The organism is Polaromonas sp. P3_A5, assembly GCF_056403055.1.
Genome location: NZ_JBFUGF010000003.1, coordinates 64,103 through 88,399 on the forward strand (window position 1 = coordinate 64,103; position 24,297 = coordinate 88,399).

The following is a 24,297-nucleotide window of genomic DNA, read 5'->3' on the forward strand; positions in this document are numbered from 1 at the left end:
GATCCTGTGGTGAATGTCGTGGAATGGTTGTGCTGTATCGGCGCGCCGCCGGCAGCAGCAGCCGGGAATGCGGTGCCAGGCCGGGCAAAACCCGAAAGTCTGATTTTACGGTGCGGGCGGCGCTGTGCCCCCGGCCTCAGGCGAATCCGCGGGCACGGGGCGGAAGAGTTCATGGTGCGACAGTTTGCCGCCCACAAAGGTGCAGGTGACATGCGACTCGGAACCGTCTGTCCAGCGGAAGATTTCGGGCTGTTCGTCCTTGGCCGACTGCAGCAGGCCCAGCGCCCGCGTCATCGCTACCACATGTAGCAATGTCATGCCGGGCCGGAGCTTGGCGTTGAGCATGACCGCGCTGTCGACATAACCGATGGGCCGGTTGGCTGCACGCTTCAAAACCTGCATCATGCGGGTGAAATGCAGCAGCACCCACATCACGAGGGCGCTGGCAGCGGCGGCTACACCGGCCCAGCCGTAAAAGCGGTACGCCAGCAAGACCCCGGCGATGCCGGCCACGGGAACAATGATTTTCTGGAAGTTCATGGCCGTATTTTCGCAGCCACCGGGGACGCCAACGCTGCGGGGAGTGCGTAGCGGCATGAAAAAACCGCCGAAAGCGGCCTCCAGACAGCGTGGAGAGCTCTTTTTAAGCCAAAAGCGGCTGCTACCCAATCAGATATTGCGCCAGCAGCTATGTTTTTAATAGCGCTTGTTAACTGCCGCGTTGTGCCCAACCGGTCGCCAGCGCATACGCCCAGTCAGGACGGCCTCGGCTAAATGCCGCTTTGGATGCCGCCATGTGGTCATAGGGCACTGCGCGGAGGTCCGCCCGCCAGCCCTGGGCGGTTTTTTCCACGAGCGCGTAGCGCGCGTGCGGCGCACCGTTTTCCACCACATGCGGGTGAGGATGGTCGTCGTCATAGGCCTGCAGGCCGACGCTGCCGGGATTGACGACAAGCAGGTTGCCACACTGGACCATGCGCGGCACATGGGTGTGACCGCAAAGGACCAGCGAATGCGTCTGGGGGCTCTCGTCGCCAAGCCGCAGGAAAACTTCTTCGGCAGTGGCAGGCCGGATACCCGTCGGATGCGCGTCAGGAAAACCGGACACCGTGGTTTCCATCCAGTAGATCAAATCGCTGCCGGGCGTTCCGTGGCACAGCAGCACGTCACCGCCCGCCAGCTCCAGGCGCGCGGGCAGCGACCTGATCCACGCCACCTGCGCCGACGTCAGCTGGCCCGCGGTATAGCCGTCGGTGCCGAGTGGGTCGAGATGCTGGCCCTGGTCCAGCAATTCCAGCACCTGCCGCTCGTGGTTGCCGCGAATGGTGGTGAAGTTGCGGGCCATCAGCAGGTCGGCCGTTTCCGCGGGTTGCAACGGGCCGCTCAGGATGTCGCCCAGGTTCACGGTCTGGTCAACACCCTGCCCGGCAATGTCCGCCAGCACGGCCTCAAGCGCCAGCAGGTTACCGTGAATGTCGGAGATGACGGCGAGTTTCATGGCCCTGATTGTGCAATGCCTCAGCTCAGGCTGCGCACCACTTCCATGGCCTCTTCCACGCGCTCGACGGCGTGGATGGTGAGGCCTTCAATCGGTTTCTTGGGCGCATTGGCCTTGGGCACCACGGCAACGCTAAAGCCCAGCTTGGCCGCTTCCTTCAGGCGCTCCTGGCCGCGCGGGGCCGGGCGCACTTCTCCGGCCAGCCCGACCTCACCAAAGGCAATGAAACCCTTGGGCAACGGTTTACCGCGCAAACTGGAGGTGATGGCCAGCATCACGGCCAGGTCGGCCGCCGGCTCGCTGATGCGCACGCCGCCCACGGCGTTGACGAACACGTCCTGGTCCATGCAGGCAACACCGGCATGGCGATGCAGCACCGCCAGCAGCATGGCCAGGCGGTCGCGGTCCAGACCCACCGAAAGGCGCCGCGGGCTGGGCCCGCCGTTGTCGACCAGCGCCTGGATTTCAACCAGCATGGGGCGCGTGCCTTCCAGTGTGACCAGCACGCAGCTGCCGGGCACGGGCTCGCTGTGCTGGCTCAAAAAGATCGCGCTCGGATTGGCCACACCCTTGAGGCCTTTTTCCGTCATGGCGAACACACCGATCTCGTTGACCGCACCGAAACGGTTCTTGATGGCGCGCACGAGGCGAAAGCTTGAATGCGTGTCGCCTTCAAAGTACAGCACGGTGTCCACCATGTGCTCGAGCACACGCGGGCCGGCGAGTGCGCCCTCTTTGGTCACATGGCCAACCAGCACGATGCACACGCCGCTGGACTTGGCGGCACGCGTCAGGTGCGCCGCGCATTCACGCACCTGCGCCACCGAACCCGGCGCCGACGTGAGCTGGTCGGAATACACCGTCTGGATGGAGTCGATCACGGCAATGGCCGGCTGCGTGGCCTCCAGCGTGGCGAGGATTTTTTCTAGCTGGATTTCCGCCAGCACCTTGACCTGCGAGCCGTCCAGCCCCAGCCGGCGTGAACGCAGCGCGACCTGCGCGCCGCTTTCCTCGCCGGTCACGTAAAGTGTGTTGAGCCCGGCGCGTTGCAGCGAATCCAGCGCCTGCAGCAGCAAGGTGGACTTGCCGATGCCAGGGTCGCCGCCAATCAGCACCACGCCGCCCTCGACGATGCCGCCGCCCAGCACGCGGTCCAGCTCTTCGTGCCCGGTGGGCGTGCGCTCCATGTCGGTGGCTTCGATGTCGGCCAGGGCGGTCACGTCGGAGGCCTTGGCCAGTGACTGGAACTGGCTGCTGTAGCGGTTCTTGACCGGCGCACTGTTTTCCGCGGCCGACTCGATCAGCGTGTTCCAGGCGTTGCAGTGCGGGCATTTGCCCAGCCATTTGGGGCTGGTGCCACCGCATTCGGTGCAGGTGTAAATCGTTTTGTCTTTGGCCATGCACGATATTACTGTATAAATAACCAGCCTTTGCGTTTTGGTAATGATGGCGGGTCCTGTTCATCCGCGCAACCTGCCAACCCCCACCAACCCCCACCAACCTCCGCCATGCCTCACCTGAACATTCAATACACCGCCAACCTGGATAACCTCACCGACATGAACGCCATGTGCCACACGCTGGCCGCCACACTGGTGGCCCTGCGCGGCGAAGACGGCGTGGCGCCGCTTTTCCCGGTGGCCGGTACGCGGGTCATGGCCTGGCCGGCGCCGCACTTTGCGGTGGCGGACGGCCAGCCCGACCGCGCCTTTATCTACCTGAACCTCCTGATCACCCCCGGCCGCAGCGAAGCCATGAAAAAGCGGGCCGGCGACGCCCTGCTGGCCAGCGCCAGCGCACACCTGGATGGGGTGTTCGCGCAGCACGCCGTGGGCATGACATTGCAAATCGACGAAGGCGCCCCCGTGTATGAAGGCAAGCGCAACAACCTCGCCGCGCATCTGGATACCGCCTGATCCTGCACAAAATCGCATCTTGCACAACAATGGCTTTTTCGCGCCCGCCAGCGGCGCCACAGCAGCCCCCACCCATTCCACGAGGTCACACCATGAACATTTCGCGCCGCCAGCTCATCCAGTCATCCAGCGCTGCAGCACTGCTCACAAGCATCGGCCAGCGCGCCTGGGCCCAGGCCATTGACAGCACCAAAGTCATCGTCGGCTTTGCGCCCGGCGGCACCGCCGACATCGTGTCGCGGCGCGTCGCCGACAAGCTGCACCCCGGTTATGCCAAAAGCGCCGTGGTGGAGAACAAGACCGGCGCGGGCGGGCAAATCGCCGTGCAGTTCGTCAAATCTGCCGCGCCCGACGGCGCCACCGTTTTGCTGACGCCCATGTCCATGCTGGGCATCTACCCGCACACCTACAAGAAGCTACCGTACGACCCGGTAGCCGACCTGACCCCGGTATCTGCCGGCGCGATCTTCGACTACGGCTTCGCCGTCGGCCCCATGGTGCCGGCCAGCGTCAAAAACGTGCCGGATTTTCTTGCCTGGTGCAAGGCCAACCCAGGCCAGGCCAACTTCGGCTCACCGGCCGCCGGCTCATCGCCGCACTTCATCGGCGCGCTGCTGGGCCGTGCCGGCAACGTGGACTTGCGCCACGTGGCTTTTCGCGGCACCCAGCCCGCCGTGCTGGACATGGTGGGCGGCCAGATTGCCGCCGTGTCGGGGCCGACCGGCGAGTTCACCCAGCATGTCGCGTCGGGCAAGTGCCGCCTGCTGTCGACCAGCGGCCCCAAACGCAGCCGCTTTACCCCCAACACGCCGACGCTGCTGGAGCAAGGCTTCAAGGACATGGCGTTCACCGAATGGTTCGGCTTCTTCCTGCCCGCCAAAGCGCCGCAGGATGTGGTGCAGCGGCTGAATGCCGGCATCCGCTCCGCGCTGGCCTCGCAGGACGTGATCGACGGCCTCGCGGTGTCGTACCTGGAAGCGGCCCCGACCTCGCCCGCACAGCTGGCCGCCATGCTCAAGGCCGATACCGAGTTGTGGGGCCCGCTGGTCAAGGCGGTGGGTTTCACACCAGAGGGTTGAGCCCCCACGCTTTTCACTTCGCCTTCGGCTGCGTGTAATGCGCTGCCCCCCGAGGGGGGCGCTGCGCCTGCGGCCCCTGCTGGCCTTTCGCTTTTGGGATTAGGAAATGGAGACATGAAACGATGAAGGTATGTATTTATGGCGCTGGCGCCATTGGCGGCTGGATAGGCCACGGGCTCGCTCACGCAGGTTGCCGCGTCAGCGTGGTGGCGCGCGGCGCCACGCTCGATGCCCTGCAGCTGCACGGTCTGCGGCTGAACCAGGGCGGCAAGATCACGTCGCAAGCTGTGTCCTCCAGCGCCGCGCCGGCCGACCTCGGCGTGCAGGACCTGGTGGTGCTGGCCGTCAAAGCGCCTTCTCTGCCCGAGGTGGTGCGCCGGATCGCGCCGCTGATTGGCCCGGAAACGATGGTCCTGACCGCCATGAATGGCGTGCCCTGGTGGTTCTTGCAAGGCTTCGGCGGGACGCTTGAAGGCACCCAGTTGACTTCAGTGGACCCCGGCGGCGAACTGGCGCAGGCCATTCCGGCAAAGCACATCGTCGGCTGCGTGGTGCATGCCAGCTGCTCGCTGGATGAGCCCGGACAGGTGCACCACCACTTCGGCAACAAGCTCATCATCGGCGAGCCCTCCGGCGAGAAAACCGCCCGGGTGCAGCAGCTTGCGGCCCTGCTTGAAAAAGCCGGCTTTGAAGCGCCGGTGTCGGAGCAGATCCAGAAAGACATCTGGTTCAAGCTCTGGGGCAACATGACCGCCAACCCAATCAGCGCGCTGACCGGTGCAACCATGGACCTTGTTCTTGACGACGAACTGGTGACCGGTTTTACCCACAGCGTGATGCTTGAGGCCAAGGAAATCGGCGCGCGCATCGGCATCCCGATCAACCAGACCCCTGCGGAGCGCCATGTCGTCACGCGCAAGCTGGGTGCCTTCAAGACATCCATGCTGCAGGATGTGGAAGCCGGCAAACCGGTCGAGCTGGACGCACTGGTGACGGCCGTGCGCGAACTGGGGCAACTGACGGCGGTGCCCACACCCTATACCGACGCTTTGCTCGGGCTGGCCCGGTTGCAGGCGCGCGTCAAGGGTCTTTATTGACCCAAAGATTTTCCGGATTTTTCTCAACCACTTTTCAGGAGACAGCATGAAACACATCGGCGTTATCGGCGCATCGGGCCTCATGGGACACGGTATTGCACGCAACCTGCAGGCCAAGGGATTCAACGTCAGCCTGACCGTGCACCGCAATACGGAACGCGTGGCCGACCTGCTGGCCGCCGGCGCGAAGCAGGCCGCAAGCCCCGCCGAGCTGGGCGCGTGCGACGCGGTGATCATTTGCGTGACGGGATCGCCGCAGGTCGAGGAGACCCTGCTCGGGGCCCATGGCGTACTGTCAAAGGCGCGCGCAGGGTTGATCGTGATCGATACCTCCACCAGCGAACCCGAATCCACACGCCGCCTGGCCGCCCTCTGCGCCGAACGTGGCGCGACGCTGGTAGACGCACCGCTGGCGCGCACACCAGTCGAAGCCGAGCTCGGCAAGCTCAACACCATGGTGGGCGCCGAGCAGGCCGTGTTCGACAAAATTCAACCGGTGCTGGCGGCCTATTGCGAAAACATTTTTCACGTGGGCGGCCCCAGTGCCGGCCACATCATCAAGCTGCTCAACAACTTCATCGGCCAGGCGATTTGCACGGCTACCGCCGAGGCCTTTGCCGTGGGCGCGCTGGCGGGTATTCAGCCGCAAAAGCTGGTGGAAGTGATTTCGGCCGGCGCGGTGAACTCGGGCCTCTTCCAGGCCATGGCCAAGACACTGAACGGTGACTTCAACGGCCTGAAGTTTGAGCTGGACAACGCCCGCAAGGACCTGCGCTACTACACCCACCTGGCCGAGATGGTGAATGTTCCTTCTCTCGTGGGCGAGGCCGTGCACCAAAGCCTGGCCACCGCCAGCGCGCTGGGCCAGGGCAAGAAATTTGTCACCGCCCTTGTGACGGCGCAGGAAAAACTCACAGGCGCCAAAATCACGCCGCAGTGAGCCGCGGTTCGACGGCGCCTAAAGCGCCTTGGCGTATACGACAAAGCCGGAGTTTTCCGCCACCTGGTCATACAGCCTCATGGCCGTGGTGTTGGTTTTGTGGGTTTGCCAATAAACGCGGGTAGAACCGGCGGCTTGGGCCTTCTCGTACACGGCTTCAATCAGCGCCTTGCCAACGCCTTGGCCGCGCACGGCTTCGGCGGTGAACAGATCCTGCAAATAACAGACCGGCGCAATGCGGGTAGTGCTGCGGTGATACAGGTAATGCGTGAGGCCCACAAGTTCGCCGTCAGACTCCGCCACCAGGGCGTGGACAGGCTCATACGCATCAAAAAAGCGCGACCAGGTCATGGCGGTGATGTCGTCAGCCAGCGCCGTCTCACCGGATCGGCCGTAGAACTTGTTGTAGCCCAGCCAAAGGGGCAACCAGGCCTCGAAATCCTGCGGCGCTATGGGACGAACGGTGATGGATGAAGCCACTGGCATGGACACCTCTTGATGATGGCAGGCAGGGTTGATGCCGGAGAGAGCGGGTATCAGTCGTTGAACGCGACAGGCTGGGTAGTGCCGGCCTTGTTGCGCACGACAACCGTGCCGGCGAGCTTGTCGTGCCAGCCCTGCTTGCGGGCGTCGAAAGCCACCCAGAAAAAACCCAGGCAAAAGGGAATGGTGGACAGCACGTAACCGATGTAGCGGATGACGAACTGGCCTGGCGTGGCCTTGAGGCCGGTCCTGGCGTCCACGATGCGGGCAGCAATCGCCATTTTCCCGGGTGTCGCCTGCCGAACGATCCAGAAGCCCACGACCACTACAGCCGGAATAACCCATGAGATCAGGAAATCCGCCGGTCCCTGAACCAGCTTTGTGCTGTTCCAGTAAGCGGTGCCGTAAATGACCGTCAGTAGCGGGAAGATCAGCACACAGAACAATACGGTATCAATCAGCGATGCCCAGACGCGTATCCAGAAGCCGGCATATTCAAGTTCTGATGTTTCCATGGTTCTTTTTTCCTGAACAAGTTTGCAGTCACAGCGGATTCAGTCCGCCACCGCCGGCACACGCTGTGCCACCGCGCACATGAGCTCATAACCGACGGTGCCGCCGGCGTGCGCCACTTCGTCGATCGGCAGCACCGCGCCGCTGGAGGCGCGGCCCCACAGCGTCACCTCGGTGCCGATGCCCGCGCCGGGCACGGGAGTGAGGTCCACCGTGATCATGTCCATGCTGACGCGCCCCACCATGCGGGTGCGCACGCCATTCACCAGCATCGGCGTACCTGTGCTGCAGTGGCGCGGGTAGCCGTCTGCGTAACCGCAGGCCACCACGCCGATGCGCAGCGGGCCGTCGGCCGTGAAACAGGAGCCGTAACCCACGGTATCGCCGGCTTTGAGCTCCTGGATGCCGATGATTTTCGATGACAGCGTGATGGTGGGCTGCAAATCCCAGTCGGCCGCGCTGTGCTCAGGGAAGTCGGGCGCGCTGCCGTAAACCAGGATACCGGGCCGCACCCAGTCGGAGCGCCCGGCCAGCACATCGCCGTGCCGCAAGGTGGCGGCGCTGTTGCTGAGAGTGCGTTCACCCGGCAGGTCATGCGTGACGGCGTCAAAGGCCTTCAGCGCCGCGGCGATGCCTTTAGGGCCGTCCGCATCGGAAAAATGCGTCATCAGCGTGATCTCTTCGACCTGGGGCAATGCATTCAGGCGCGTCCACGCCGCACGGTAGCGTTCGGGCGCGAAACCCAGCCGATTCATGCCCGAATTCATCTTGAGGAAGACACGGTGCGGCAGCTGCGTCTTGTGGGCAGCCAGCATGTCGATCTGCTCGTTGCAGTGAATGGCATGCCACAAGCCCAGGCGGGAGCACAACTCGAGATCCCGCGCCTCGAAGCAGCCTTCCAGCAACAGGATGGGGCCGCGCCAGTCCAGCGCGCGCAGGCGCTGCGCTTCAGCCAGGTCCAGCAGCGCAAATCCGTCGGCACTGCGCAGCGCATCAAAAACACGTTCGATGCCGTGACCATAGGCATTGGCCTTGACGACGGCCCAGACCCGCGCATCGGGCGCGGCAGCGCGCGCGCGGGCAAGGTTGTGGGCAAGCCCGGCGGTGTGAATGGTGGCAAGAATGGGACGTGGCATGGCGCAGTAAATTGTTTTCCGGGAGCGTGGCAGGCTGGCGGGCCCGTCGGGACGAAAGGCCTCTGGATGAGGTCTTTTGCATTCTGACACCGCCCCCCATGCTATAAACCGGAATCGTCTGGAGACATTCACCCATATCTTGCCGCATCAGATCCGCTGATGCATTGATGCAGTGACCACAACAGTTTAATGAAGCGCGGTTTCTACACCATCATGGCGGCCCAGTTTTTCAGCTCGCTGGCTGATAACGCGCTGTTTGTGGCCGCCGTGGAGCTGCTGAAAACCAGCGGCGCGCCCAAATGGCAGCCGGCGGCGCTGGTGCCCATGTTTGCGCTCTTTTACGTGGTGTTGGCGCCTTTTGTAGGCGCTTTTGCCGATGCGCGCCCCAAGGGCAACGTCATGTTCGTCAGCAACGCCATCAAGGTGATCGGCTGCCTGATGATGCTGTTTGGCTCCCACCCGCTGCTGGCCTATGCCATCGTCGGACTCGGGGCGGCGGCTTATTCGCCCGCCAAATACGGCATCCTCACCGAACTCCTGCCGGCTTCGCAGCTGGTCAAGGCCAACGGCTGGATTGAAGGCTTGACGATTTCGTCCATCATCCTGGGTGTTTTGCTGGGCGGCCAGCTGGTGGGTCATTCGGTGTCGTCGCTATTGCTTTCGTTTGACTTTCCCATTTTTACTACCGGCATCGACACCGCCCCTGAAGCCGCGATTGCCGTGCTGATCCTGCTCTACATCATCGCGGCCTGGTTCAACACCCGTATCCCCGACACCGGCGTGGAGATGCGGCCCATGCCGCGCAACAAGCTTGAGCTGCTGCCCGATTTCTGGAACTGCAACTCAGCCTTGTGGCGCGACAAGCTTGGGCAGATTTCCCTGGCCACCACCACCCTGTTTTGGGGGGTGTCGGGTAATTTGCGCTACATCGTGCTGGCCTGGAGCGCGGCCGCCCTGGGCTACAGCACGACACAAGCCTCTTCCCTGGTCGGCGTGGTCGCCATCGGCACCGCCGTCGGTGCCGTACTGGCCTCCATGCGCATGCGGCTGGACCAGGCCACCAGCGTGATGCCGCTGGGTATTGCCATGGGCCTTCTGGTCATCTTGATGAACTTCATCGGCAATGTCTGGGTGGCCGCGCCTTTCCTGATCCTGCTGGGTGGCCTGGGCGGCTTCCTGGTCGTGCCCATGAACGCGCTGCTGCAGCACCGCGGCCACAACCTGATGGGCGCGGGCCGCTCGATCGCCGTGCAGAACTTCAACGAACAGGCCTGCATCCTGAGCCTGGGGGCTTTCTACAGCCTCTCTACCGGCTTGGGCCTGTCGGCCTTTGGTGCCATTACCGCCTTTGGTGTGGTGGTGGCCGGCTTCATGTGGGTGATCCAGCGGTGGCACAAAAACAACTGCATCAAGCACAAAGAGCAGGTCGACCACCTGCTGAACATCGCCCGCAGCGATAACTCGCACTAGGAACTGTTAACACTGTGCAGTCTGATGCGACACACGGTGCCGCTGCGAAGGGCACCTCCAAAGCCGTTCTCGCCCTCACACTGAACGCCCTCGTCTGGGGCGTGTCCTGGTGGCCGCTGCGCGAGCTGCAGGGCCATGGCCTGCACCCGCTGTGGACCACGGCGCTCGTCTATGCAGTGGTGGTTACCGGCCTGCTCACCCTGCGCCCCGCCGCCTGGCGCGGCTTTGTGGCCCACCCGCAGCTGTGGTTCCTGGCGGCGGCTTCGGGCCTGACCAACGTCGGCTTCAACTGGGCCGTGACCGTGGGCGATGTGGTGCGCGTGGTGCTGCTGTTTTACCTGATGCCCGCGTGGTCGGTGCTGGTGGCCTGGGTCATGCTAGGTGAAAAGCCCTCGGCCGCCTCGCTGCTGCGCCTCTTGCTGGCCATGACGGGCGTGCTGATCGTGCTCAAATCGCCCGACTCGCCCTGGCCCGTACCCCAAGGTGGCGCCGACTGGCTGGCCATCATGGGCGGCTTCAGTTTTGCAGTGACCAACGCCGTGCTGCGCAAATACAACCACACCCCCAGCGAATCGCGCATGCTGGCCATGTTTGGCGGCAGCGGCCTGATGGCGGCGGCAGCGGCGCTGATGGGTATGTCGCAGGCCCTGGTGCCCGCACCGGCGCTGGCGCTGGCCGGCGTCCCGGTGGTGCTGGGGCTGGCGCTGGCCTTCATGGCCAGCAACGCCGGCCTGCAGTACGGCGCGGCGCGGCTGGCGGCAGGCACCACCGCCATCGTGATGTTGACCGAGATCCTCTTTGCGAGCCTCTCGTCGGCTGCGATGGGCGCTGCCGAACTGACTCCTCGCGTGCTGCTGGGTGGCAGCCTGATCGTGCTGGCTGCTGTACTGGCGGCGACAGCACCGTCGTCTTCGAATGACGCAAAATCGCACTAAGGAACAAGCCTCACGCTTTCCGATAGCGATTCACAAGGAGACACACCATGGGCGCAGAAAAAACGGTTTACGACTTCCAGGCCAAAGACATCACGGGCAAGGATGTTGCACTGGGCGCCTTCAAAGGCAAAGTCATGCTGATCGTCAACACGGCCAGCAAATGCGGTTTTACTCCGCAGTTCGCGGGTCTGGAAGAGCTGTACAAACAATATGCAGGCAAAGGCCTGGCGGTGCTGGGCTTTCCCAGTAACCAGTTTCTCTCCCAAGACCCCGGCAGCGACGACCAGATCGCCGAGTTCTGCCAGGTCAACTACGGCGTGAGTTTCCCCATGATGTCCAAGATCGACGTCAATGGCCCCGCCGCCCACCCGCTGTACCAGTGGCTGTCGGCCGAGGCGCCCGGCCTGATGGGCATCAAGTCCATCAAATGGAACTTCACCAAGTTCCTGGTCGGCAAGGACGGCAAAGTCATACGGCGTTATGCGCCCAGCGACAAGCCGGCAGACCTGGCCAAGGACATCGAGGCTGCGCTAGCGGCCTGAGCCGCCAGCGCCCCACATCAAGGGGGTTTGGGGCCGGCTTTGACAGCGCGCAAATAATCCGCCAGCGTACGGCCGGCCTCATGGCCCATGCGCTCGTCCAGCACGTCGATCGCGGCCATGCGGTCCACGCGAAAGTTGCGGAAGTCCTGCCGCGCTTCGCACCAGGCGCCCAGCGTCCAAACGCTGCCCCAGTAAAAACAGCCCAGCGGCCAGAGCACGCGCCGGCTTTCACGCCCGGCCGCATCGAGGTAGCGCAGGCCCACCTTGCAGTGCGCATGAATCGCCTCACGCAAAAGCTGCAGGCGGCGCTGCGTGGCCTCATCGGGATTGATCACCACCGCATACAGCGGCACGCCTTCGGCCGCCGTGCGCGCCGCGGGCGGCAGCACCGAAAAAATCTTGCCCCAGGCGGCCTCCGCATCACCCGCCATGGCCGGGTCCAGCCAGGCCTGCGCCAGGCGCACCGACGCGGCCAGCGCATTGGCTTCCTTTTGCGTGAACATCAGCGGCGGCAAATCAAAACCCGCGCCCAGCCGGTAACCCACTCCGGCCTCGCCCTCGATCGGCACACCCTGGTGCTGCAGGTCCGCCACGTCGCGGTAAATCGTGCGCTCGGAAACCTCGAGCCGCTTGGCGAGGAATTCCGCGGTGCTCAGGCGGCGGCCGCGAATCAGCTGGACGAGATGGAAAAGGCGATCGGCGCGGCGCATGGTTTGCAGATGATAGGGGAGCGCCCACCCGGCTATAGTGCAAACCGTGATCACCATGCCACTGCTTCTTCTAATTCTCGCTTGCGTCGCAATCGTGGCGACCCTGGTGATAGCGCCCATCGCATGGTTCCGCATGGTGCGAGCCCAGACGCAGTCGGTCTATTGGAAGAACATGGCGCTCTTTGTGGCGCCTATGCTGTTGACCTTCCTCCTGGCCAAGGCTTCCGGTCTCATACCGGAAGCCTCAGCACCGCCATCCGCGATCCCGACGGCTGAGGATGTCCTGGCAAGCATGCCACCCGGTCAACTGATCCTGCTCTCGCTCATAGCGGTGCTCTGGGTCGGCGGCGGAAATTTACTGCTCTATCTGAACCGCAGGCGGCTCGGGAAGAAATGGTGGCAGGCCCTGAACCCATTCGATCCTCCGTTCAAGGATTTCAACACCGCTGAGTGGCTGGCGCTGGGAGGCCTTGTGGCCGGCTCACTTACTCTTGGAGCGCTTGCTGTTTCGTATGGTCGCGGGGCCTGGTAACCGATCTTCCATGCATAAGCTCACTTGCCTGATCGCCGCAATGCTGGCGACCCTGTCCGTCCGAGCCCTTGCCGCCGACAGCCAATGCTTCGGCACGGTCAGCAAGGGCCGCATCGAAGGCAGCGTCAAGCTGCCGACCAGCGGCCCCAACTTCTCGGTGTACAGCGCGATGGCCGCCACGGCAGGCCGCACGCATGTGCATGCCAAGGTCGCGGACGTCATCACCGCGTCCTACGCGGCGCTCCACGCCACCAGCCCATCGGCCACCTATGTCTATGGCGAAACGGGCTGGCCTTCCGGCGGGCGTTTCCGGCCGCACCGTACGCATCAGAACGGCCTGTCCGTGGACTTCTTTGTGCCGGTCCGCGACGCGCAGGGAAAGTCCGTGCCGCTACCAAGCAGCATCGGCAACCGCTTCGGCTATGACCTTGAGTTCAATGCCGACGCCCGGTACGGCGAGTACGTCATCGACTTCCCCGCGACCGCCGAGCACCTGTACCAGTTGCACCTGGCCTCGAAGGCGCACGGCGTCGGCATTGCCCTGGTCATCTTTGACGCACCGTTTTTGCCCCGGCTGTTCGCCACGCCGCGCGGCCTCTACCTGAAGCAGAACCTGAACTTCATGAAAGGCAAACCCTGGGTTCGCCACGACGAGCATTACCACGTGGACTTCGCCATTCCGTGCAAATCCGGCGCGGGCTAGCAAAACGGCAGCTGGCGCAGAGCGGCAAGCGTCATAGGCACTGGACATGACCTCCAATATGATGGAAAATAAATTCCATCATGACAGAAGTCCCCTCCGGCCTGAACCAGCGCATCGCCGAGCGCGTACGCGAGCTGCGCGCCGCCAAAAGCCTGTCGCTTGACGCGCTGGCAGCCAAAAGCGGTGTGAGCCGCTCCATGATTTCGCTGATAGAGCGCGGCGAAAGCAGCCCTACCGCCGTGGTGCTGGAGCGTCTGGCCACCGGTCTGGGCGTGATGCTGGCCTCACTGTTCGATGCGCCCGCCGCCCAGGCGCCCGCCAGCCCGGTGGCGCGCCACGCTGAGCAACTGCAGTGGCAGGACCCGGCTTCGGGCTACCTGCGGCGCAACATCTCGCCGCCCGGCGTGCCGCAGCCCATGCAGATCGTCGAAGTGCATTTCCCGCCGGGCGGGCGCGTGGCGTTTGAAACCGGCGTACGCGATGCGCGTGTGCACCAGCAGGTATGGGTGCTCGAAGGTGCCATCGACATCACCATAGGCGACGAGCGCCACGCGCTGCGCGAGGGCGACTGCCTGGCCATGCAGCTGGACCGGCCCACCATGTTCCACAATCCCACGCGAAAGCCCGCGCGCTATGCGGTGGTGATCGCCACCGAAGCGGCTTGAACACCATGATGAACACTACACCCTGGTCGCTGCGGCGCCTGCCTGCCGTCAATGACGAACAGATTGCCGGACTGGTCGATGTGCTGATCGACTGCGTCGAAGGCGATGCCTCGGTGAGTTTTATGCACCCGCTGTCGCGCGAACGTGCCGCGGGCTTCTGGCGCGATGTAGCGCAAGGCGTTGCCGCGGGCGAACGTGCGCTGCTGGTCGCCGAGGATGCACAGGGTATCTGCGGCACGGTGCAGCTGGTGCTGGCCCAGCCCGAGAACCAGCCGCACCGCGCCGACCTGGCCAAGATGCTGGTGCACCGCCGCTGCCGGCGCCAGGGCCTCGGCGAGGCCTTGATGCGCGCCGCCGAAAGCATGGCGCGCGACTGCGGCAAGACCTTGCTGGTGCTGGACACCGTGACCGGCGATAACGGCGAGCGCCTGTACCAACGCCTGGGCTGGCAGCGCGCGGGCGTGATTCCCGGCTATGCGCTGTTGCCGCGCGGCGGCCTGGTGGGCACCACGGTGTTCTATCGCGAGCTGACCTGGTAACTACAGGTCCGGGAACAGTGCCATGGGGCGCATAGGCGCAGCTGCTGTACCAGCCGCCTCAAAGTCCAGCGCCGCGAGGTCCGCGCGCATGGCCCGCGCGACCAGCCGCATGTCGTGGTCGCTGACCTCGAACAGGCCGAAGCGAAACTTGTAGCCCCAGTGCTGGCGGCTTTCCACAAACTCGAACTCGTCCAGCCAGGGCAATATGGACACCTCCCGCGCGGCCGCATAGGTCACGTCGCGGCGGAAGGGTACAAAGCCGCCGCCCATGTCGAAGGCATACGGCTCGCCGGCCCGCACCACGCCGATGGAAACAAAGCGCTGGAATTTGTCTTTGCCGCCCATGGTCAGTGCGGGCGAGTAATAAGCCACGCGATCCCCAGCCAGCACCCGTTTAAGCGGAGCGCATTTGCCATGGCACACCTGCATGTAGCCGTTGTGCGGATCCGCGCAGCCGCGCCGCGCATGTTCGGCACCGGCGACGGCTATCCAGTTCTTGCGGCCCATCACGCTCAAGCCGCGGCGTGCAGGCCGACGCGGTTGCCGTCCAGGTCGGTGATGTGCGCAAAAAACCCCAGACCGGGCGGCAGCGCCTGGCGCGGCAAGGCGACCTTGCCGCCGGCCTTGACGGCGCGCGCCAGTGCGGCATCCAGCGAAGGCGAAGCATCGAGGTAAATCAAGGTGCCGCCGGACGCCGGAGCAGGCGCTGTGGGGCCGGTCAGGATCGCGCCACCCACGCCCTCCTCCGCCTCATAGGGAAACACCGCGCCTTCGGACGGGCCCATGGGCTCGCGGCGCATCTTGCACTCGAGCACGGCTTCGTAAAAGGCCTGGGCTTTGTCGAGTTGGGTGCTGGGGATTTCAAACCAGGTGATGGCGTTTTTCATGGGAGGCTCCTTGTGTTGAAGAAGCCTTGATGGTGCCGAGGGGCTACTGACAACGTGGTGTCAGGAGGGTGTTGGCCCCCACGCTTTTCACTTCGCCTTCGGCTGCGTGTAATGCGCTGCCCCCCGAGGGGGCGCTGCGCCTGCGGCCCGGCGAAGCCGGTTCCGCGGCCCCGGCTGGCTGGTGTTCGCTCCCCTTCAGGACTTCAGCGCAGCGTCGAGCACTTCGACCCAGTGCCGCACCGGCGTTGCCGTGCCGCTTTGCAGGTGCGTAATACAGCCGATATTGGCTGAGATGATGGTTTCGGGTGCAGTGGCTTGCAGGTTGCCGAGCTTGCGATCGCGCAGTTGATACGCGATGTCGGGCTGCAGCACGGAGTAGGTGCCAGCCGAACCGCAGCACAGGTGCGACTCACCGGCCGCCAGCTTGACGTTAAAGCCGAGTGCGCCCATTAGCGTCTCGACACCGCCGCGCAGCTGCTGGCCGTGCTGCAGCGTGCAGGGCGGATGAAACGCCAGCGTGCCGGCTTGCGCCCTGACCTTGCCCTGCAGCTCACCAACCAGCTCCGGCATGAGCTCGCTGAGGTCGCGTGTCAGCCCGCTGATGCGTGCGGCTTTGGCCGCGTAGGCGGGATCGTCCCTGAGGAGGTGGCCGTATTCCTTGACGGTGACGCCGCAGCCCGAAGCGTTCATGACGATGGCCTCTACCCCTGTGCCTTCCACATGCGGCCACCAGGCGTCGATGTTGCGCCGCATTTCTTCCTTGCCGCCCTCCTGGTCGTTCAGGTGGAATTTGACGGCGCCGCAGCATCCGGCTTTTTGCGCCACCACCGTTTGTATGCCGGCCGCGTCGAGCACGCGCGCCGTGGCGGCATTGATGTTGGGCATCATGGCGGGCTGCACGCAGCCTTCGAGCATGAGCATCTTGCGGGCGTGCTGGCGCGCGGGCCATGGGCCGGCGGCCTGCCTGGCCGGCACCTTGTTTTTGAGCGATGCGGGCAAGAGGCCGCGGACGGCTTGCCCGGCCTTCATGGCGGGCGCAAAAAGCGGCGACGGAAGGCCTTCCTTGAGAGCCCAGCGCACGACACGCTCACCGGCCGGGCGCGGCACGCGCTCGTCAACCAGCTTGCGGCCGATATCCACGAGGTGGCCGTATTCCACCCCGCTGGGGCAGGTGCTTTCGCAGTTGCGGCAGGTGAGGCACCGGTCCAGGTGCAGCTGGGTCTTGCGCGTGGGCGCTTCACCCTCCAGCACTTGCTTGATGAGGTAGATGCGTCCACGCGGGCCGTCAAGCTCGTCGCCCAGTAATTGGTAGGTGGGGCAGGTGGCCGTGCAAAAACCGCAATGCACACATTTGCGCAAGATGGCTTCAGCCTCCAGGCCGTCAGCGGTGTTTTTGAATTCAGGGGCGAGGTGGGTTTGCATGGCGTCAGGACCCTTCTTTCAGGACCCTTCTTTCAGGGCCAGAGCGAGGGCCTTGCGCCGGGCAGCGCGCCGGAAATCCGCATACAGCGGCGGCAAGGACAAGGTCAACAGCATGAGGGCCAGGGGCACGACCCAGATGAAACCGACGTATTTGAAGCCGGCCGCACCGACCAGGCCGCCGGCAATGAACATGGCCAGCAAGGTGCCGAAGAGCCGCACCTTGATACGGTTGGCGCGCACACGGGACTCCATGGAGCTGGCGGTACGGTTCCAGTAAAACATCTTGCCGAGCTCGATGCCGAGGTCAGTGATGACACCGGTCATATGCGTGGTGCGGATCTGGGAGGACGAGATTTTGCTGACCAGCGCGTTTTGCAGGCCCATGGTGAAGGCCAGCACCAGCACGGTCAGGGGCACGGCGAACGGCGTCTGCCGGTTCAGCGTTGCGCCAAGCAGGCCGAAGACCAGCAAAAGAACTGACTCGAGCAACAGCGGCAGGGCGAACTCACTGCGAAGGTGCCGGTGGCGCGCCCAATTGACCAGCACGGCCGTCACGGCCGCACCCAGGGTGAAGGCCAGCAAGGCGCCCACCGCACCGAGCACCAGCGTCAGGTTCCCGAGGATGAGGTTGTCGGCCACGATGGAGACAAACCCCGTCATGTGCGAGGTGTACATGCTGACCAGCAGGAAGCCCCCCGCGTTGACAGCTCCGGCATTGAACGCAAGCACGCCGCCGAGCAGGCGGTTGATGGTGGGCGTGCGGTGCTGCCCGGTGAGATGGCGCAGGCGACGCATGAACTACCAGCCCGCCGCCATGCGGCCGCGGTTAAGGATTCCGGCGGGATCGAACTCGCGCTTGAGGTCCCGGTGGATCCGGTCCAGCGGCGGCTTTAATGCATCAAATCGGGCTGTAGCTCCCGCTGGCATTGCGCTGACAGCTATAAAAAGAGTAGCATGCCCGCCGGCCTGAGCAGCGGCCGCGCGCAGTGCCTCTGCCTGCCCGGCGCCTGCCCGTACCCATCGCTGGGCGCCATGCCATTCCACCAGCGGCGAGTCGGGCAAATCCGGAACATGGGCCGTTTGCGGCAAGGACAGCCGCCACAAGTCCTGGTCGGCCTGGCGTGCCCGGAACCACGGGTGCTGCTGGTTGCGACAGTCCTGCCAATAGCCGGCAGCTTCGGCGCTGCCTTGTTTCTCGCCGCCCAGCACCTTGCAGGCGGCTTCGACGGCGGCGACAGCGCCGCGCAATCGCAGATAGAGCGTACCGATGTCGGCTTCTTCCGACCAGCAGCTCGCGTTGAGCGGTAAGGGCCGGCCGCCCCAGGCGTTCAGCCAGTCAAGCGCCTGCGCCTGGCTGCATTCAAAACGCAGGGTGGCCTCGGCAGGCGCCACCGGCAGCACCTTGAGGCTCACTTCAGTGAGCACGCCCAAGGTACCCAGGGCACCCGCCATGAGCCGTGAGACGTCATAACCCGCCACATTTTTCATGACCTGCCCGCCAAACGTGAGCAGTTCGCCACGCCCGTTGATGAGCTTGAGGCCCAGCATGTAATCACGCACCGCGCCCACGCTGGCGCGTGCCGGCCCGCTCAGGCCGCTGGCGACCATGCCGCCCACGGTGGCTTTTGCCCCAGAATCGTCAAAACGCGGCGGCTCGAAGGGCAGGCACTGGCCCTGGGCCGCCAGCAAGGTTTCGAGTTCAGCCAGCGGCGTGCCGGCGCGCGCAGTCACGACCAGTTCACTGGGTTCGTAGCTGATCACACCCGCGTATGGCGTCATGTCGAGGATGTCACCTTCCAGGGATTGGCCGTAGAAGTCCTTGGTGCCGCCACCCCGAATACGCAGCGGCGTACCGGCGGCAGCGGCAGTGCGTATTCGCCCGCGCAGGGACTCCATCACATCATCGGTATCTGAAGGCATGGCTGGGATGGTACGTGGGTATCGCGCCTGGGGAGTTGATCTTTTTGCATGCCGCCTGTTCGGTTTTTTCAGAGGCGAAGCTCAATCCTCGAAAAAATTCACCGGCAAGCCGGGCACATCCACCCGCATCGAAAACACGCAGCCCGACTCGGGATAGGCCTGCAGCTCGGCAGCCGGCCGGTTGTAGCGTGCCGTGGTGATGTAAAGCGTTTGCAGGTCGTCGCCGCCAAAGCACGGCATGGTCGGGCATTGCGCCGGCACGGGAATTTCAGCCAGCAACTCTCCTGCCGGCGACAGCTTGAGAAGGCGCGCACCTTCAAACATGGCCACCCAGTAGTTGCCCTGGATATCCACCGCAGCGCCGTCGGGCCGCCCGCCGTAACCGGGCATGCCGAACTGCCAGCCGGCGGGTTTGCCGGGCCATTGGTGGAAAACGCGGCGGTTTGCCATGGCGTTGCTGTCGGCATCCCAGTCCCAGGCATGTGTGGTGTGCGTGGGGGTGTCCGTCCAGTACACGGTTGCGGCGTCCGGCGACCACGCCAGGCCATTGGCGATGATGGCGCCGCCTGCCTTGCGTTCTACCGCAGGCACAAGGCTGTTGCGGCAGTCGATGGAAAAAAGCTCGGCCACGGACTTGTCCCGTGGTTCGTACATCGTGCCGGCCCAGAAGCGGCCGCGCGGATCGGCCTTGCCGTCGTTGAACCGCGTCGTGGCAGTGTCATGGCCGGCCCGCATGAGTTGCTGGAGTTCGGCGCCCCACTCGCGGGCGCGGTAAATGCCGTCGCGCAATGCGATCACCAGGCCACTGCCTTGCCCCTGTGTACGGGCCGGCGCAATGCTGCCGGGCTCCGACGGCATGGGCCAGCTTTGTACCGTCCCCATAAAGACGTTGCAGCGGTGAATCTGCCGGCCTGGAATGTCAACCCAATACAGCATTTGCTCGTCGGGATGCCAGAACGGCGATTCACCCAGTTCACTGGGTTGTGCAACAACGGTTTGCCATGTCATGCGGCGTTCCTTGAAAGGCTGAAAAGTGGATAGGCACCCAAGGTTAGCACCGGCAGGGCCACAGCCGGAAACGCCCCCGCAACCCAATCCCGGCGATCATGCAACGCCCACAAGGCACGCGCCAAAAAAAACAGCCCACCGGCTTGCGCCAGCGGGCTGAACATCCAAAGGAGATACTCAATCAGGGGGCTGCCCTGGGGCAGCCCGAATTCGTCTGACTATGAATTAACGGTTGTAGGCGGTCTCACCATGCGAGGTGATGTCCAGGCCTTCGCGTTCGTCTTCTTCGCTGACGCGCAGGCCGATCGTGAGGTCAACCACCTTGAAGGCGATGAAGGAAACCACACCGGACCAGACGATGGTGATCAGCACGGCCTTGGCCTGGATCCAGACCTGGCCGGCGATGGTGTAAGCGTCAGGCGTCACGGCCGTGGCGGTCACCCAGTCACCCACGAAGCTTGGGCCACCCAGGGCTGGCGAGTTGAAAACGCCGGTGAGCAGCGCGCCCAGAATACCGCCCACGCCATGCACGCCGAACACGTCGAGCGAATCATCGGCGCCCAGCAGTTTCTTCAGGCCGTTCACACCCCAGAGGCAGGCGAAGCCGGCGATCAGGCCGATGATCAGGCCGCCGCCGATGCCGACGTTGCCGGCTGCGGGCGTGATGGCCACCAGGCCGGCGACGGCGCCGGACGCTGCGCCCAGCATCGAGGCCTTGCCGCGCATCAGCGCCTCACCGACGCACCATGCCAGCACAGCGGCAGCGGTAGCACCCAGCGTATTGATGAAGGCCAGGGCGGCGAAGCCGTTGGCTTCCAGGGCGGAGCCGGCGTTGAAGCCGAACCAGCCCACCCACAGCAATGCGGCACCGACCATGGTTAGCGTGAGGCTGTGAGGGGCCATGGCTTCCTTGCCGTAGCCGATACGCTTGCCGATGCAGAAGGCGCCGACCAGGCCGGCGACAGCGGCGTTGATGTGCACCACAGTACCGCCCGCAAAATCCAGGGCGCCCATTTGCCAGATATAACCGCCCTTGGCGCTCATGGCGTCGGCGACTTCCTTGCCGGTGTAGGCGTCAGGGCCCATCCAGAACCAGACCATGTGGGCGATAGGTGCGTAGCTGAAGGTGAACCAGATTGCCATGAACAGCAGCACTGCGGAGAACTTGATGCGTTCGGCAAAGGCGCCGACGATCAGCGCGCAGGTGATGCCGGCAAATGTAGCCTGGAAGGCGGCGAACACGATCTCGGGGATCACGACACCCTTGCTGAAGGTGGCGCCATTGGCAAAGGTGCCCGCAACGTTGTCCCAGATGCCCTTCATGAAGAGCCGGTCGAAGCCGCCGAAGAAGGCGTTGCCTTCGGTGAAGGCCAGACTGTAGCCATAGATAAACCACAGCACGACGATCATCGAGAACGTCACCATGACCTGCATCAGGACCGACAGCATGTTCTTGCTGCGGACCAGACCGCCGTAGAACAGCGCCAGGCCGGGCACGGTCATCATGATGACCAGCAGCGTGGAAACCATCATCCAGGCGGTGTCGCCTTTGTTGGGAACGGGCGCAGCGGCAGCCGGTGCAGAGGCTGCTGCTGCAGCGGCGGGTGCTGTCGCTGCGGCAGGCGCGGCGGCGGAAGCAGCAGCTTCAGCCGGCTTGGCTTCTGCGGCGGAAGCGGCGGGTGCAGCTGCCGGGGCCTGCGCCATCACGGCGCCGGTCGTCAGCAGGCTCAGTCCCAGTACAAGGGAGGCAAGTAGTTTTTTCATGTCTATGTTCTCTTCGTTTTTTGGGGTAAGCCTTACAGCGCTTCCTTGCCGGTTTCACCGGTACGGATGCGCACGACCTGCTCGAGGTTGTAAACAAAAACCTTGCCGTCGCCGATCTTGCCGGTGCGGGCGGCGCCCTCAACCGCTTCAATCACGCGATCCACCAGCTCGTCGGAGACTGCTGCTTCGATCTTGACCTTGGGCAGAAAATCGACGACATACTCGGCGCCGCGGTACAGCTCGGTATGGCCTTTCTGGCGGCCGAAGCCTTTGACTTCAGTCACAGTAATGCCTTGCACGCCAATGCCGGAAAGCGCTTCACGCACTTCGTCCAGCTTGAACGGTTTAATGATGGCCGTTACGAGTTTCATTTTCAGGTTTCCTCCAGGGATGAATAGGGAAGCAGCATCGTCAAGCACCACCTCAGCCGGATTAAGGCTTTTGTACGAGTCATTGCTGATGGAGTCTCCGTAGAAGCTCCAAAGGTTGGCAACTTGCGTGGACTTCTTAGCAGGTAACGTGCCAAAGACGCTTTGCATGGATGACCGGCCTGCCCTTGAACTTCGAGCGAACCTCCGCGAATTGCGCCGGATATGATGCACCAATAAAGGGCAGTCAAGCGCACAATTTTGGAGCATAAAACCAAAAAGGCATCACCAAGCCTGTCTTTAGTGCACGGCGGTCTTCTGCAACGTTCGTTTCTGGGACGGTCAGCACCAGGAGATCGGCGGCAGGAATGCCACGGCGGATCCCGGCACTGACACAACCAGGCAAGTGCGCGGGACAAAAGTGAGTGCCGCTATCGGATGCAGTGGGGCACACCTTTCTGGTGAACCGGCGGGTGGCTTCCCTCGCTAGGCGATACTCGTCTTACGTGAAGGTCTGGTGCGCCTGCAACCCGGGATGGCCTCGGGTTCAGTTGTGATGCCGCCTCTGAGGGAGGGAGTTTCGAATGAGCTTGTCTTTAGTGCATAGCCGCGCCTTGTTGGGCCTGGAAGCAAGGCCGGTGCAGGTGGAGGTGCATCTTGCCAACGGTTTGCCCAGCTTTACGCTGGTCGGGCTTGCGGAAACGGAAGTCAAGGAAGCGCGTGAACGCGTGCGCTCGGCCATCCAGAACGCCGGACTGGAATTTCCCGCCAATAAACGCATTACGGTCAATCTGGCACCCGCCGACCTTCCCAAGGATTCCGGCCGGTTCGACCTGCCCATCGCGCTCGGCATCCTGGCGGCCAGCGGCCAGATCGACGCCCGCAAACTGGAAGGCTATGAGTTCGCCGGCGAGTTGTCGCTGGGCGGCGACTTGCGGCCCATTCGGGGAGCGCTTGCCATGAGCCTCGCCCTGGCGCGCCCGGAACGGCTGGCCGCCGAGAAGCTGCCGAAGCTGGTGCTACCGGAGGCCAGCGCCCAGGAAGCAGCGTTGGTCCCCGGCGCCGAAATCTTTCAGGCGCACCATTTACTCGATGTGGTGAGGCAATTTTTGCCGGGCGACACCCCGATCGAAGCAGGGGAAGGCTGGTCTCGCGTCAAGCCGATCGTGCCTTCGGGGCAGTCCCCGTATCCTGATCTGGCCGACGTCAAAGGCCAGGCGGCGGCCCGACGCGCCCTGGAAATTGCCGCGACCGGCGGGCACAGCGTACTGATGATGGGCGCCCCAGGCTCCGGAAAATCCATGCTGGCACAGCGCTTTGCGGGCCTTCTGCCGGCCATGACCACCGAAGAAGCGCTGGAAAGCGCAGCGGTGGCGTCATTGGGCGGCCGGTTCACGCTGGACAAATGGGCGATACGCCCCACCTGCGCGCCTCACCACACGGCCAGCGCCGTTGCGCTTGTCGGTGGTGGTTCCCCGCCGCGGCCTGGTGAAATTTCCCTGGCGCACCGCGGCATCCTGTTTCTGGATGAGCTTCCGGAGTTTCCGCGGGCAGCCCTGGAAGCCCTGCGTGAACCGCTGGAGTCCGGCACCATCACCATTTCGCGAGCCGCCCAGCGCGCCGAGTTCCCGGCGCGCTTTCAGCTGGTTGCAGCGATGAACCCTTGCCCCTGCGGTTACCTCGGCTCGAGCTTGCGGGCTTGCCGTTGTTCGCCCGAACAGGTGTCGCGTTACCAGGGCAAGCTCAGCGGCCCGCTGCTGGACCGCATCGACCTGCATGTTGAGGTGGGTGCGCTCGCAGCCGATGAACTGGTCAACGCGGCGCCGGGCGAGGCCACCGCCGTTATCAGGGCCCGGGTTGCCACGGCACGTGATCGTGCTATTGCCCGGCAGGGCACCACCAACCAGGCACTGGAAGGCCAGGCCATTGATGCGCAATGCCAGCTCGATGACGCGGCCGCGAAATTCCTGAACACAGCAGCAGCGCGGTTAGGGTGGTCAGGCCGCAGCATTCATCGCTGCCTGAAAGTGGCCAGGACGATTGCCGACCTCGCAGGCGCACAGGCCGTCCAGGTCGTCCACGTCGCGGAAGCCGTGCAGTACCGCCGGGCGCTCAAGGCAGCCCATTGACCGCCGCCGCACAACCGCGCGAAGGCCTGTTAATTTCAAAC

At 64.1% G+C, this 24,297-nt stretch carries 27 protein-coding genes; 12 read left to right on the plus strand and 15 right to left on the minus strand.

The window, feature by feature from the left end; all coding sequences use genetic code 11:
- Positions 1–105: 105 nt before the first annotated feature.
- From AC1DU8_RS19825 to radA, 3 genes are all read right to left on the minus strand, one after another.
- Positions 106–540: a glycerate kinase gene (locus AC1DU8_RS19825; protein WP_477667559.1), complete on the minus strand. Its 435-nt coding sequence runs from the start codon at positions 538–540 to the stop codon at positions 106–108.
- Positions 541–709: 169 nt separating this feature from the next.
- A complete protein-coding gene (locus AC1DU8_RS19830) occupies positions 710–1,498 on the minus strand; it encodes a metallophosphoesterase family protein (RefSeq protein WP_477667560.1) in 789 nt (262 codons plus the stop codon).
- A gap of 20 nt (positions 1,499–1,518) precedes the next feature.
- Complete coding sequence (gene radA, locus AC1DU8_RS19835; RefSeq protein ID WP_457281727.1) at positions 1,519–2,898, minus strand: DNA repair protein RadA; 1,380 nt, start codon at positions 2,896–2,898, stop codon at positions 1,519–1,521.
- A gap of 108 nt (positions 2,899–3,006) precedes the next feature.
- On the opposite strand from radA, the gene AC1DU8_RS19840 reads away from it, so the two are divergent.
- From AC1DU8_RS19840 to AC1DU8_RS19855, 4 genes are all read left to right on the plus strand, one after another.
- The gene (locus AC1DU8_RS19840) at positions 3,007–3,414 is read left to right on the plus strand and encodes a 5-carboxymethyl-2-hydroxymuconate isomerase (RefSeq protein ID WP_457281728.1); all 408 of its coding nucleotides are present in this window, start codon (positions 3,007–3,009) and stop codon (positions 3,412–3,414) included.
- Between the two features lie 92 nt (positions 3,415–3,506).
- Positions 3,507–4,493, plus strand: a complete 987-nt coding sequence (locus AC1DU8_RS19845) for a Bug family tripartite tricarboxylate transporter substrate binding protein (RefSeq protein WP_457281729.1) — start codon at positions 3,507–3,509, stop codon at positions 4,491–4,493.
- A gap of 122 nt (positions 4,494–4,615) precedes the next feature.
- Positions 4,616–5,590, plus strand: coding sequence for a 2-dehydropantoate 2-reductase (locus AC1DU8_RS19850; protein ID WP_457281730.1), 975 nt, complete (start codon positions 4,616–4,618; stop codon positions 5,588–5,590).
- Between the two features lie 46 nt (positions 5,591–5,636).
- Positions 5,637–6,530 (plus strand): NAD(P)-dependent oxidoreductase, encoded by an 894-nt coding sequence (locus AC1DU8_RS19855; protein ID WP_457281731.1) that lies wholly within the window; start codon positions 5,637–5,639, stop codon positions 6,528–6,530.
- 18 nt (positions 6,531–6,548) lie between these two features.
- Here AC1DU8_RS19855 and AC1DU8_RS19860 read toward each other — a convergent pair whose 3' ends face one another.
- The 3 genes from AC1DU8_RS19860 to alr are packed head-to-tail and all read right to left on the minus strand — an operon-like array spanning position 6,549 to position 8,662.
- Positions 6,549–7,016: an N-acetyltransferase family protein gene (locus AC1DU8_RS19860; RefSeq protein ID WP_477667562.1), complete on the minus strand. Its 468-nt coding sequence runs from the start codon at positions 7,014–7,016 to the stop codon at positions 6,549–6,551.
- Between the two features lie 50 nt (positions 7,017–7,066).
- Positions 7,067–7,528, minus strand: coding sequence for an RDD family protein (locus AC1DU8_RS19865; RefSeq protein WP_457281733.1), 462 nt, complete (start codon positions 7,526–7,528; stop codon positions 7,067–7,069).
- 39 nt (positions 7,529–7,567) lie between these two features.
- Entirely contained in the window at positions 7,568–8,662 is a 1,095-nt protein-coding gene (gene alr, locus AC1DU8_RS19870; RefSeq protein WP_457281734.1) for an alanine racemase, read from the minus strand.
- Positions 8,663–8,851: 189 nt separating this feature from the next.
- Here alr and lplT point away from each other — a divergent pair, with 189 nt between their 5' ends.
- From lplT to AC1DU8_RS19885, 3 genes are read left to right on the plus strand one after another with little or no spacing between them, the layout of a single operon-like run.
- Positions 8,852–10,132, plus strand: a complete 1,281-nt coding sequence (gene lplT, locus AC1DU8_RS19875; protein WP_457281735.1) for a lysophospholipid transporter LplT — start codon at positions 8,852–8,854, stop codon at positions 10,130–10,132.
- A gap of 14 nt (positions 10,133–10,146) precedes the next feature.
- Entirely contained in the window at positions 10,147–11,067 is a 921-nt protein-coding gene (locus AC1DU8_RS19880; RefSeq protein WP_477667563.1) for a DMT family transporter, read from the plus strand.
- A 47-nt stretch (positions 11,068–11,114) separates the two neighbouring features.
- Positions 11,115–11,609 (plus strand): glutathione peroxidase, encoded by a 495-nt coding sequence (locus AC1DU8_RS19885; RefSeq protein WP_457281737.1) that lies wholly within the window; start codon positions 11,115–11,117, stop codon positions 11,607–11,609.
- A 17-nt stretch (positions 11,610–11,626) separates the two neighbouring features.
- On the opposite strand, the gene AC1DU8_RS19890 is transcribed toward AC1DU8_RS19885, so the two are convergent.
- Entirely contained in the window at positions 11,627–12,319 is a 693-nt protein-coding gene (locus AC1DU8_RS19890) for a helix-turn-helix transcriptional regulator (protein ID WP_457281738.1), read from the minus strand.
- Positions 12,320–12,374: 55 nt separating this feature from the next.
- Between AC1DU8_RS19890 and AC1DU8_RS19895 the strand changes: the two genes are divergently transcribed.
- From AC1DU8_RS19895 to AC1DU8_RS19910, 4 genes are all read left to right on the plus strand, one after another.
- Positions 12,375–12,851, plus strand: coding sequence for a hypothetical protein (locus AC1DU8_RS19895; RefSeq protein WP_477667564.1), 477 nt, complete (start codon positions 12,375–12,377; stop codon positions 12,849–12,851).
- Positions 12,852–12,861: 10 nt separating this feature from the next.
- On the plus strand, positions 12,862–13,554 hold the full coding sequence (locus AC1DU8_RS19900) for a penicillin-insensitive murein endopeptidase (RefSeq protein ID WP_477667565.1): 693 nt from the start codon (positions 12,862–12,864) through the stop codon (positions 13,552–13,554).
- Positions 13,555–13,634: 80 nt separating this feature from the next.
- On the plus strand, positions 13,635–14,219 hold the full coding sequence (locus AC1DU8_RS19905) for a helix-turn-helix domain-containing protein (protein WP_477667566.1): 585 nt from the start codon (positions 13,635–13,637) through the stop codon (positions 14,217–14,219).
- A gap of 5 nt (positions 14,220–14,224) precedes the next feature.
- Positions 14,225–14,758, plus strand: a complete 534-nt coding sequence (locus tag AC1DU8_RS19910) for an N-acetyltransferase family protein (RefSeq protein WP_477727176.1) — start codon at positions 14,225–14,227, stop codon at positions 14,756–14,758.
- On the opposite strand, the gene AC1DU8_RS19915 is transcribed toward AC1DU8_RS19910, so the two are convergent.
- The 8 genes from AC1DU8_RS19915 to glnK all read right to left on the minus strand — a co-directional run bounded on the left by AC1DU8_RS19915 (position 14,759) and on the right by glnK (position 22,130).
- Complete coding sequence (locus tag AC1DU8_RS19915) at positions 14,759–15,265, minus strand: EVE domain-containing protein (protein WP_457281743.1); 507 nt, start codon at positions 15,263–15,265, stop codon at positions 14,759–14,761.
- A gap of 5 nt (positions 15,266–15,270) precedes the next feature.
- Entirely contained in the window at positions 15,271–15,645 is a 375-nt protein-coding gene (locus AC1DU8_RS19920; RefSeq protein ID WP_477667567.1) for a VOC family protein, read from the minus strand.
- 195 nt (positions 15,646–15,840) lie between these two features.
- Positions 15,841–17,067 (minus strand): glycolate oxidase subunit GlcF, encoded by a 1,227-nt coding sequence (gene glcF, locus AC1DU8_RS19925; RefSeq protein WP_477667568.1) that lies wholly within the window; start codon positions 17,065–17,067, stop codon positions 15,841–15,843.
- Positions 17,068–17,085: 18 nt separating this feature from the next.
- Entirely contained in the window at positions 17,086–17,862 is a 777-nt protein-coding gene (locus AC1DU8_RS19930; RefSeq protein ID WP_457281746.1) for a YoaK family protein, read from the minus strand.
- A gap of 3 nt (positions 17,863–17,865) precedes the next feature.
- On the minus strand, positions 17,866–18,987 hold the full coding sequence (gene glcE, locus AC1DU8_RS19935; RefSeq protein WP_457281747.1) for a glycolate oxidase subunit GlcE: 1,122 nt from the start codon (positions 18,985–18,987) through the stop codon (positions 17,866–17,868).
- Between the two features lie 81 nt (positions 18,988–19,068).
- A complete protein-coding gene (locus AC1DU8_RS19940) occupies positions 19,069–19,995 on the minus strand; it encodes an SMP-30/gluconolactonase/LRE family protein (protein ID WP_457281748.1) in 927 nt (308 codons plus the stop codon).
- Between the two features lie 225 nt (positions 19,996–20,220).
- On the minus strand, positions 20,221–21,759 hold the full coding sequence (locus AC1DU8_RS19945; protein WP_457281749.1) for an ammonium transporter: 1,539 nt from the start codon (positions 21,757–21,759) through the stop codon (positions 20,221–20,223).
- A gap of 32 nt (positions 21,760–21,791) precedes the next feature.
- Positions 21,792–22,130: a P-II family nitrogen regulator gene (gene glnK / locus AC1DU8_RS19950; protein WP_077591625.1), complete on the minus strand. Its 339-nt coding sequence runs from the start codon at positions 22,128–22,130 to the stop codon at positions 21,792–21,794.
- A gap of 581 nt (positions 22,131–22,711) precedes the next feature.
- On the opposite strand from glnK, the gene AC1DU8_RS19955 reads away from it, so the two are divergent.
- Positions 22,712–24,256, plus strand: a complete 1,545-nt coding sequence (locus tag AC1DU8_RS19955) for a YifB family Mg chelatase-like AAA ATPase (RefSeq protein WP_477689674.1) — start codon at positions 22,712–22,714, stop codon at positions 24,254–24,256.
- The last annotated feature ends 41 nt before the right edge of the window (positions 24,257–24,297 follow it).

Coding starts and splice junctions, on each gene's coding strand:
- AC1DU8_RS19940 (WP_457281748.1), bottom strand. CDS start 19,995: ATGACATGGCAAACCGTTGTTGCACAACCCAGTGAACTGGGTGAATCG.
- AC1DU8_RS19895 (WP_477667564.1), top strand. CDS start 12,375: ATGCCACTGCTTCTTCTAATTCTCGCTTGCGTCGCAATCGTGGCGACC.
- radA (WP_457281727.1), bottom strand. CDS start 2,898: ATGGCCAAAGACAAAACGATTTACACCTGCACCGAATGCGGTGGCACC.
- AC1DU8_RS19885 (WP_457281737.1), top strand. CDS start 11,115: ATGGGCGCAGAAAAAACGGTTTACGACTTCCAGGCCAAAGACATCACG.
- AC1DU8_RS19910 (WP_477727176.1), top strand. CDS start 14,225: ATGATGAACACTACACCCTGGTCGCTGCGGCGCCTGCCTGCCGTCAAT.
- AC1DU8_RS19930 (WP_457281746.1), bottom strand. CDS start 17,862: ATGCGTCGCCTGCGCCATCTCACCGGGCAGCACCGCACGCCCACCATC.
- alr (WP_457281734.1), bottom strand. CDS start 8,662: ATGCCACGTCCCATTCTTGCCACCATTCACACCGCCGGGCTTGCCCAC.
- glcE (WP_457281747.1), bottom strand. CDS start 18,987: ATGCCTTCAGATACCGATGATGTGATGGAGTCCCTGCGCGGGCGAATA.
- AC1DU8_RS19855 (WP_457281731.1), top strand. CDS start 5,637: ATGAAACACATCGGCGTTATCGGCGCATCGGGCCTCATGGGACACGGT.
- glnK (WP_077591625.1), bottom strand. CDS start 22,130: ATGAAACTCGTAACGGCCATCATTAAACCGTTCAAGCTGGACGAAGTG.
- AC1DU8_RS19840 (WP_457281728.1), top strand. CDS start 3,007: ATGCCTCACCTGAACATTCAATACACCGCCAACCTGGATAACCTCACC.
- AC1DU8_RS19945 (WP_457281749.1), bottom strand. CDS start 21,759: ATGAAAAAACTACTTGCCTCCCTTGTACTGGGACTGAGCCTGCTGACG.
- glcF (WP_477667568.1), bottom strand. CDS start 17,067: ATGCAAACCCACCTCGCCCCTGAATTCAAAAACACCGCTGACGGCCTG.
- AC1DU8_RS19845 (WP_457281729.1), top strand. CDS start 3,507: ATGAACATTTCGCGCCGCCAGCTCATCCAGTCATCCAGCGCTGCAGCA.
- AC1DU8_RS19830 (WP_477667560.1), bottom strand. CDS start 1,498: ATGAAACTCGCCGTCATCTCCGACATTCACGGTAACCTGCTGGCGCTT.
- lplT (WP_457281735.1), top strand. CDS start 8,852: ATGAAGCGCGGTTTCTACACCATCATGGCGGCCCAGTTTTTCAGCTCG.
- AC1DU8_RS19890 (WP_457281738.1), bottom strand. CDS start 12,319: ATGCGCCGCGCCGATCGCCTTTTCCATCTCGTCCAGCTGATTCGCGGC.
- AC1DU8_RS19955 (WP_477689674.1), top strand. CDS start 22,712: ATGAGCTTGTCTTTAGTGCATAGCCGCGCCTTGTTGGGCCTGGAAGCA.
- AC1DU8_RS19850 (WP_457281730.1), top strand. CDS start 4,616: ATGAAGGTATGTATTTATGGCGCTGGCGCCATTGGCGGCTGGATAGGC.
- AC1DU8_RS19900 (WP_477667565.1), top strand. CDS start 12,862: ATGCATAAGCTCACTTGCCTGATCGCCGCAATGCTGGCGACCCTGTCC.
- AC1DU8_RS19915 (WP_457281743.1), bottom strand. CDS start 15,265: ATGGGCCGCAAGAACTGGATAGCCGTCGCCGGTGCCGAACATGCGCGG.
- AC1DU8_RS19865 (WP_457281733.1), bottom strand. CDS start 7,528: ATGGAAACATCAGAACTTGAATATGCCGGCTTCTGGATACGCGTCTGG.
- AC1DU8_RS19905 (WP_477667566.1), top strand. CDS start 13,635: ATGACAGAAGTCCCCTCCGGCCTGAACCAGCGCATCGCCGAGCGCGTA.
- AC1DU8_RS19920 (WP_477667567.1), bottom strand. CDS start 15,645: ATGAAAAACGCCATCACCTGGTTTGAAATCCCCAGCACCCAACTCGAC.
- AC1DU8_RS19825 (WP_477667559.1), bottom strand. CDS start 540: ATGAACTTCCAGAAAATCATTGTTCCCGTGGCCGGCATCGCCGGGGTC.
- AC1DU8_RS19860 (WP_477667562.1), bottom strand. CDS start 7,016: ATGCCAGTGGCTTCATCCATCACCGTTCGTCCCATAGCGCCGCAGGAT.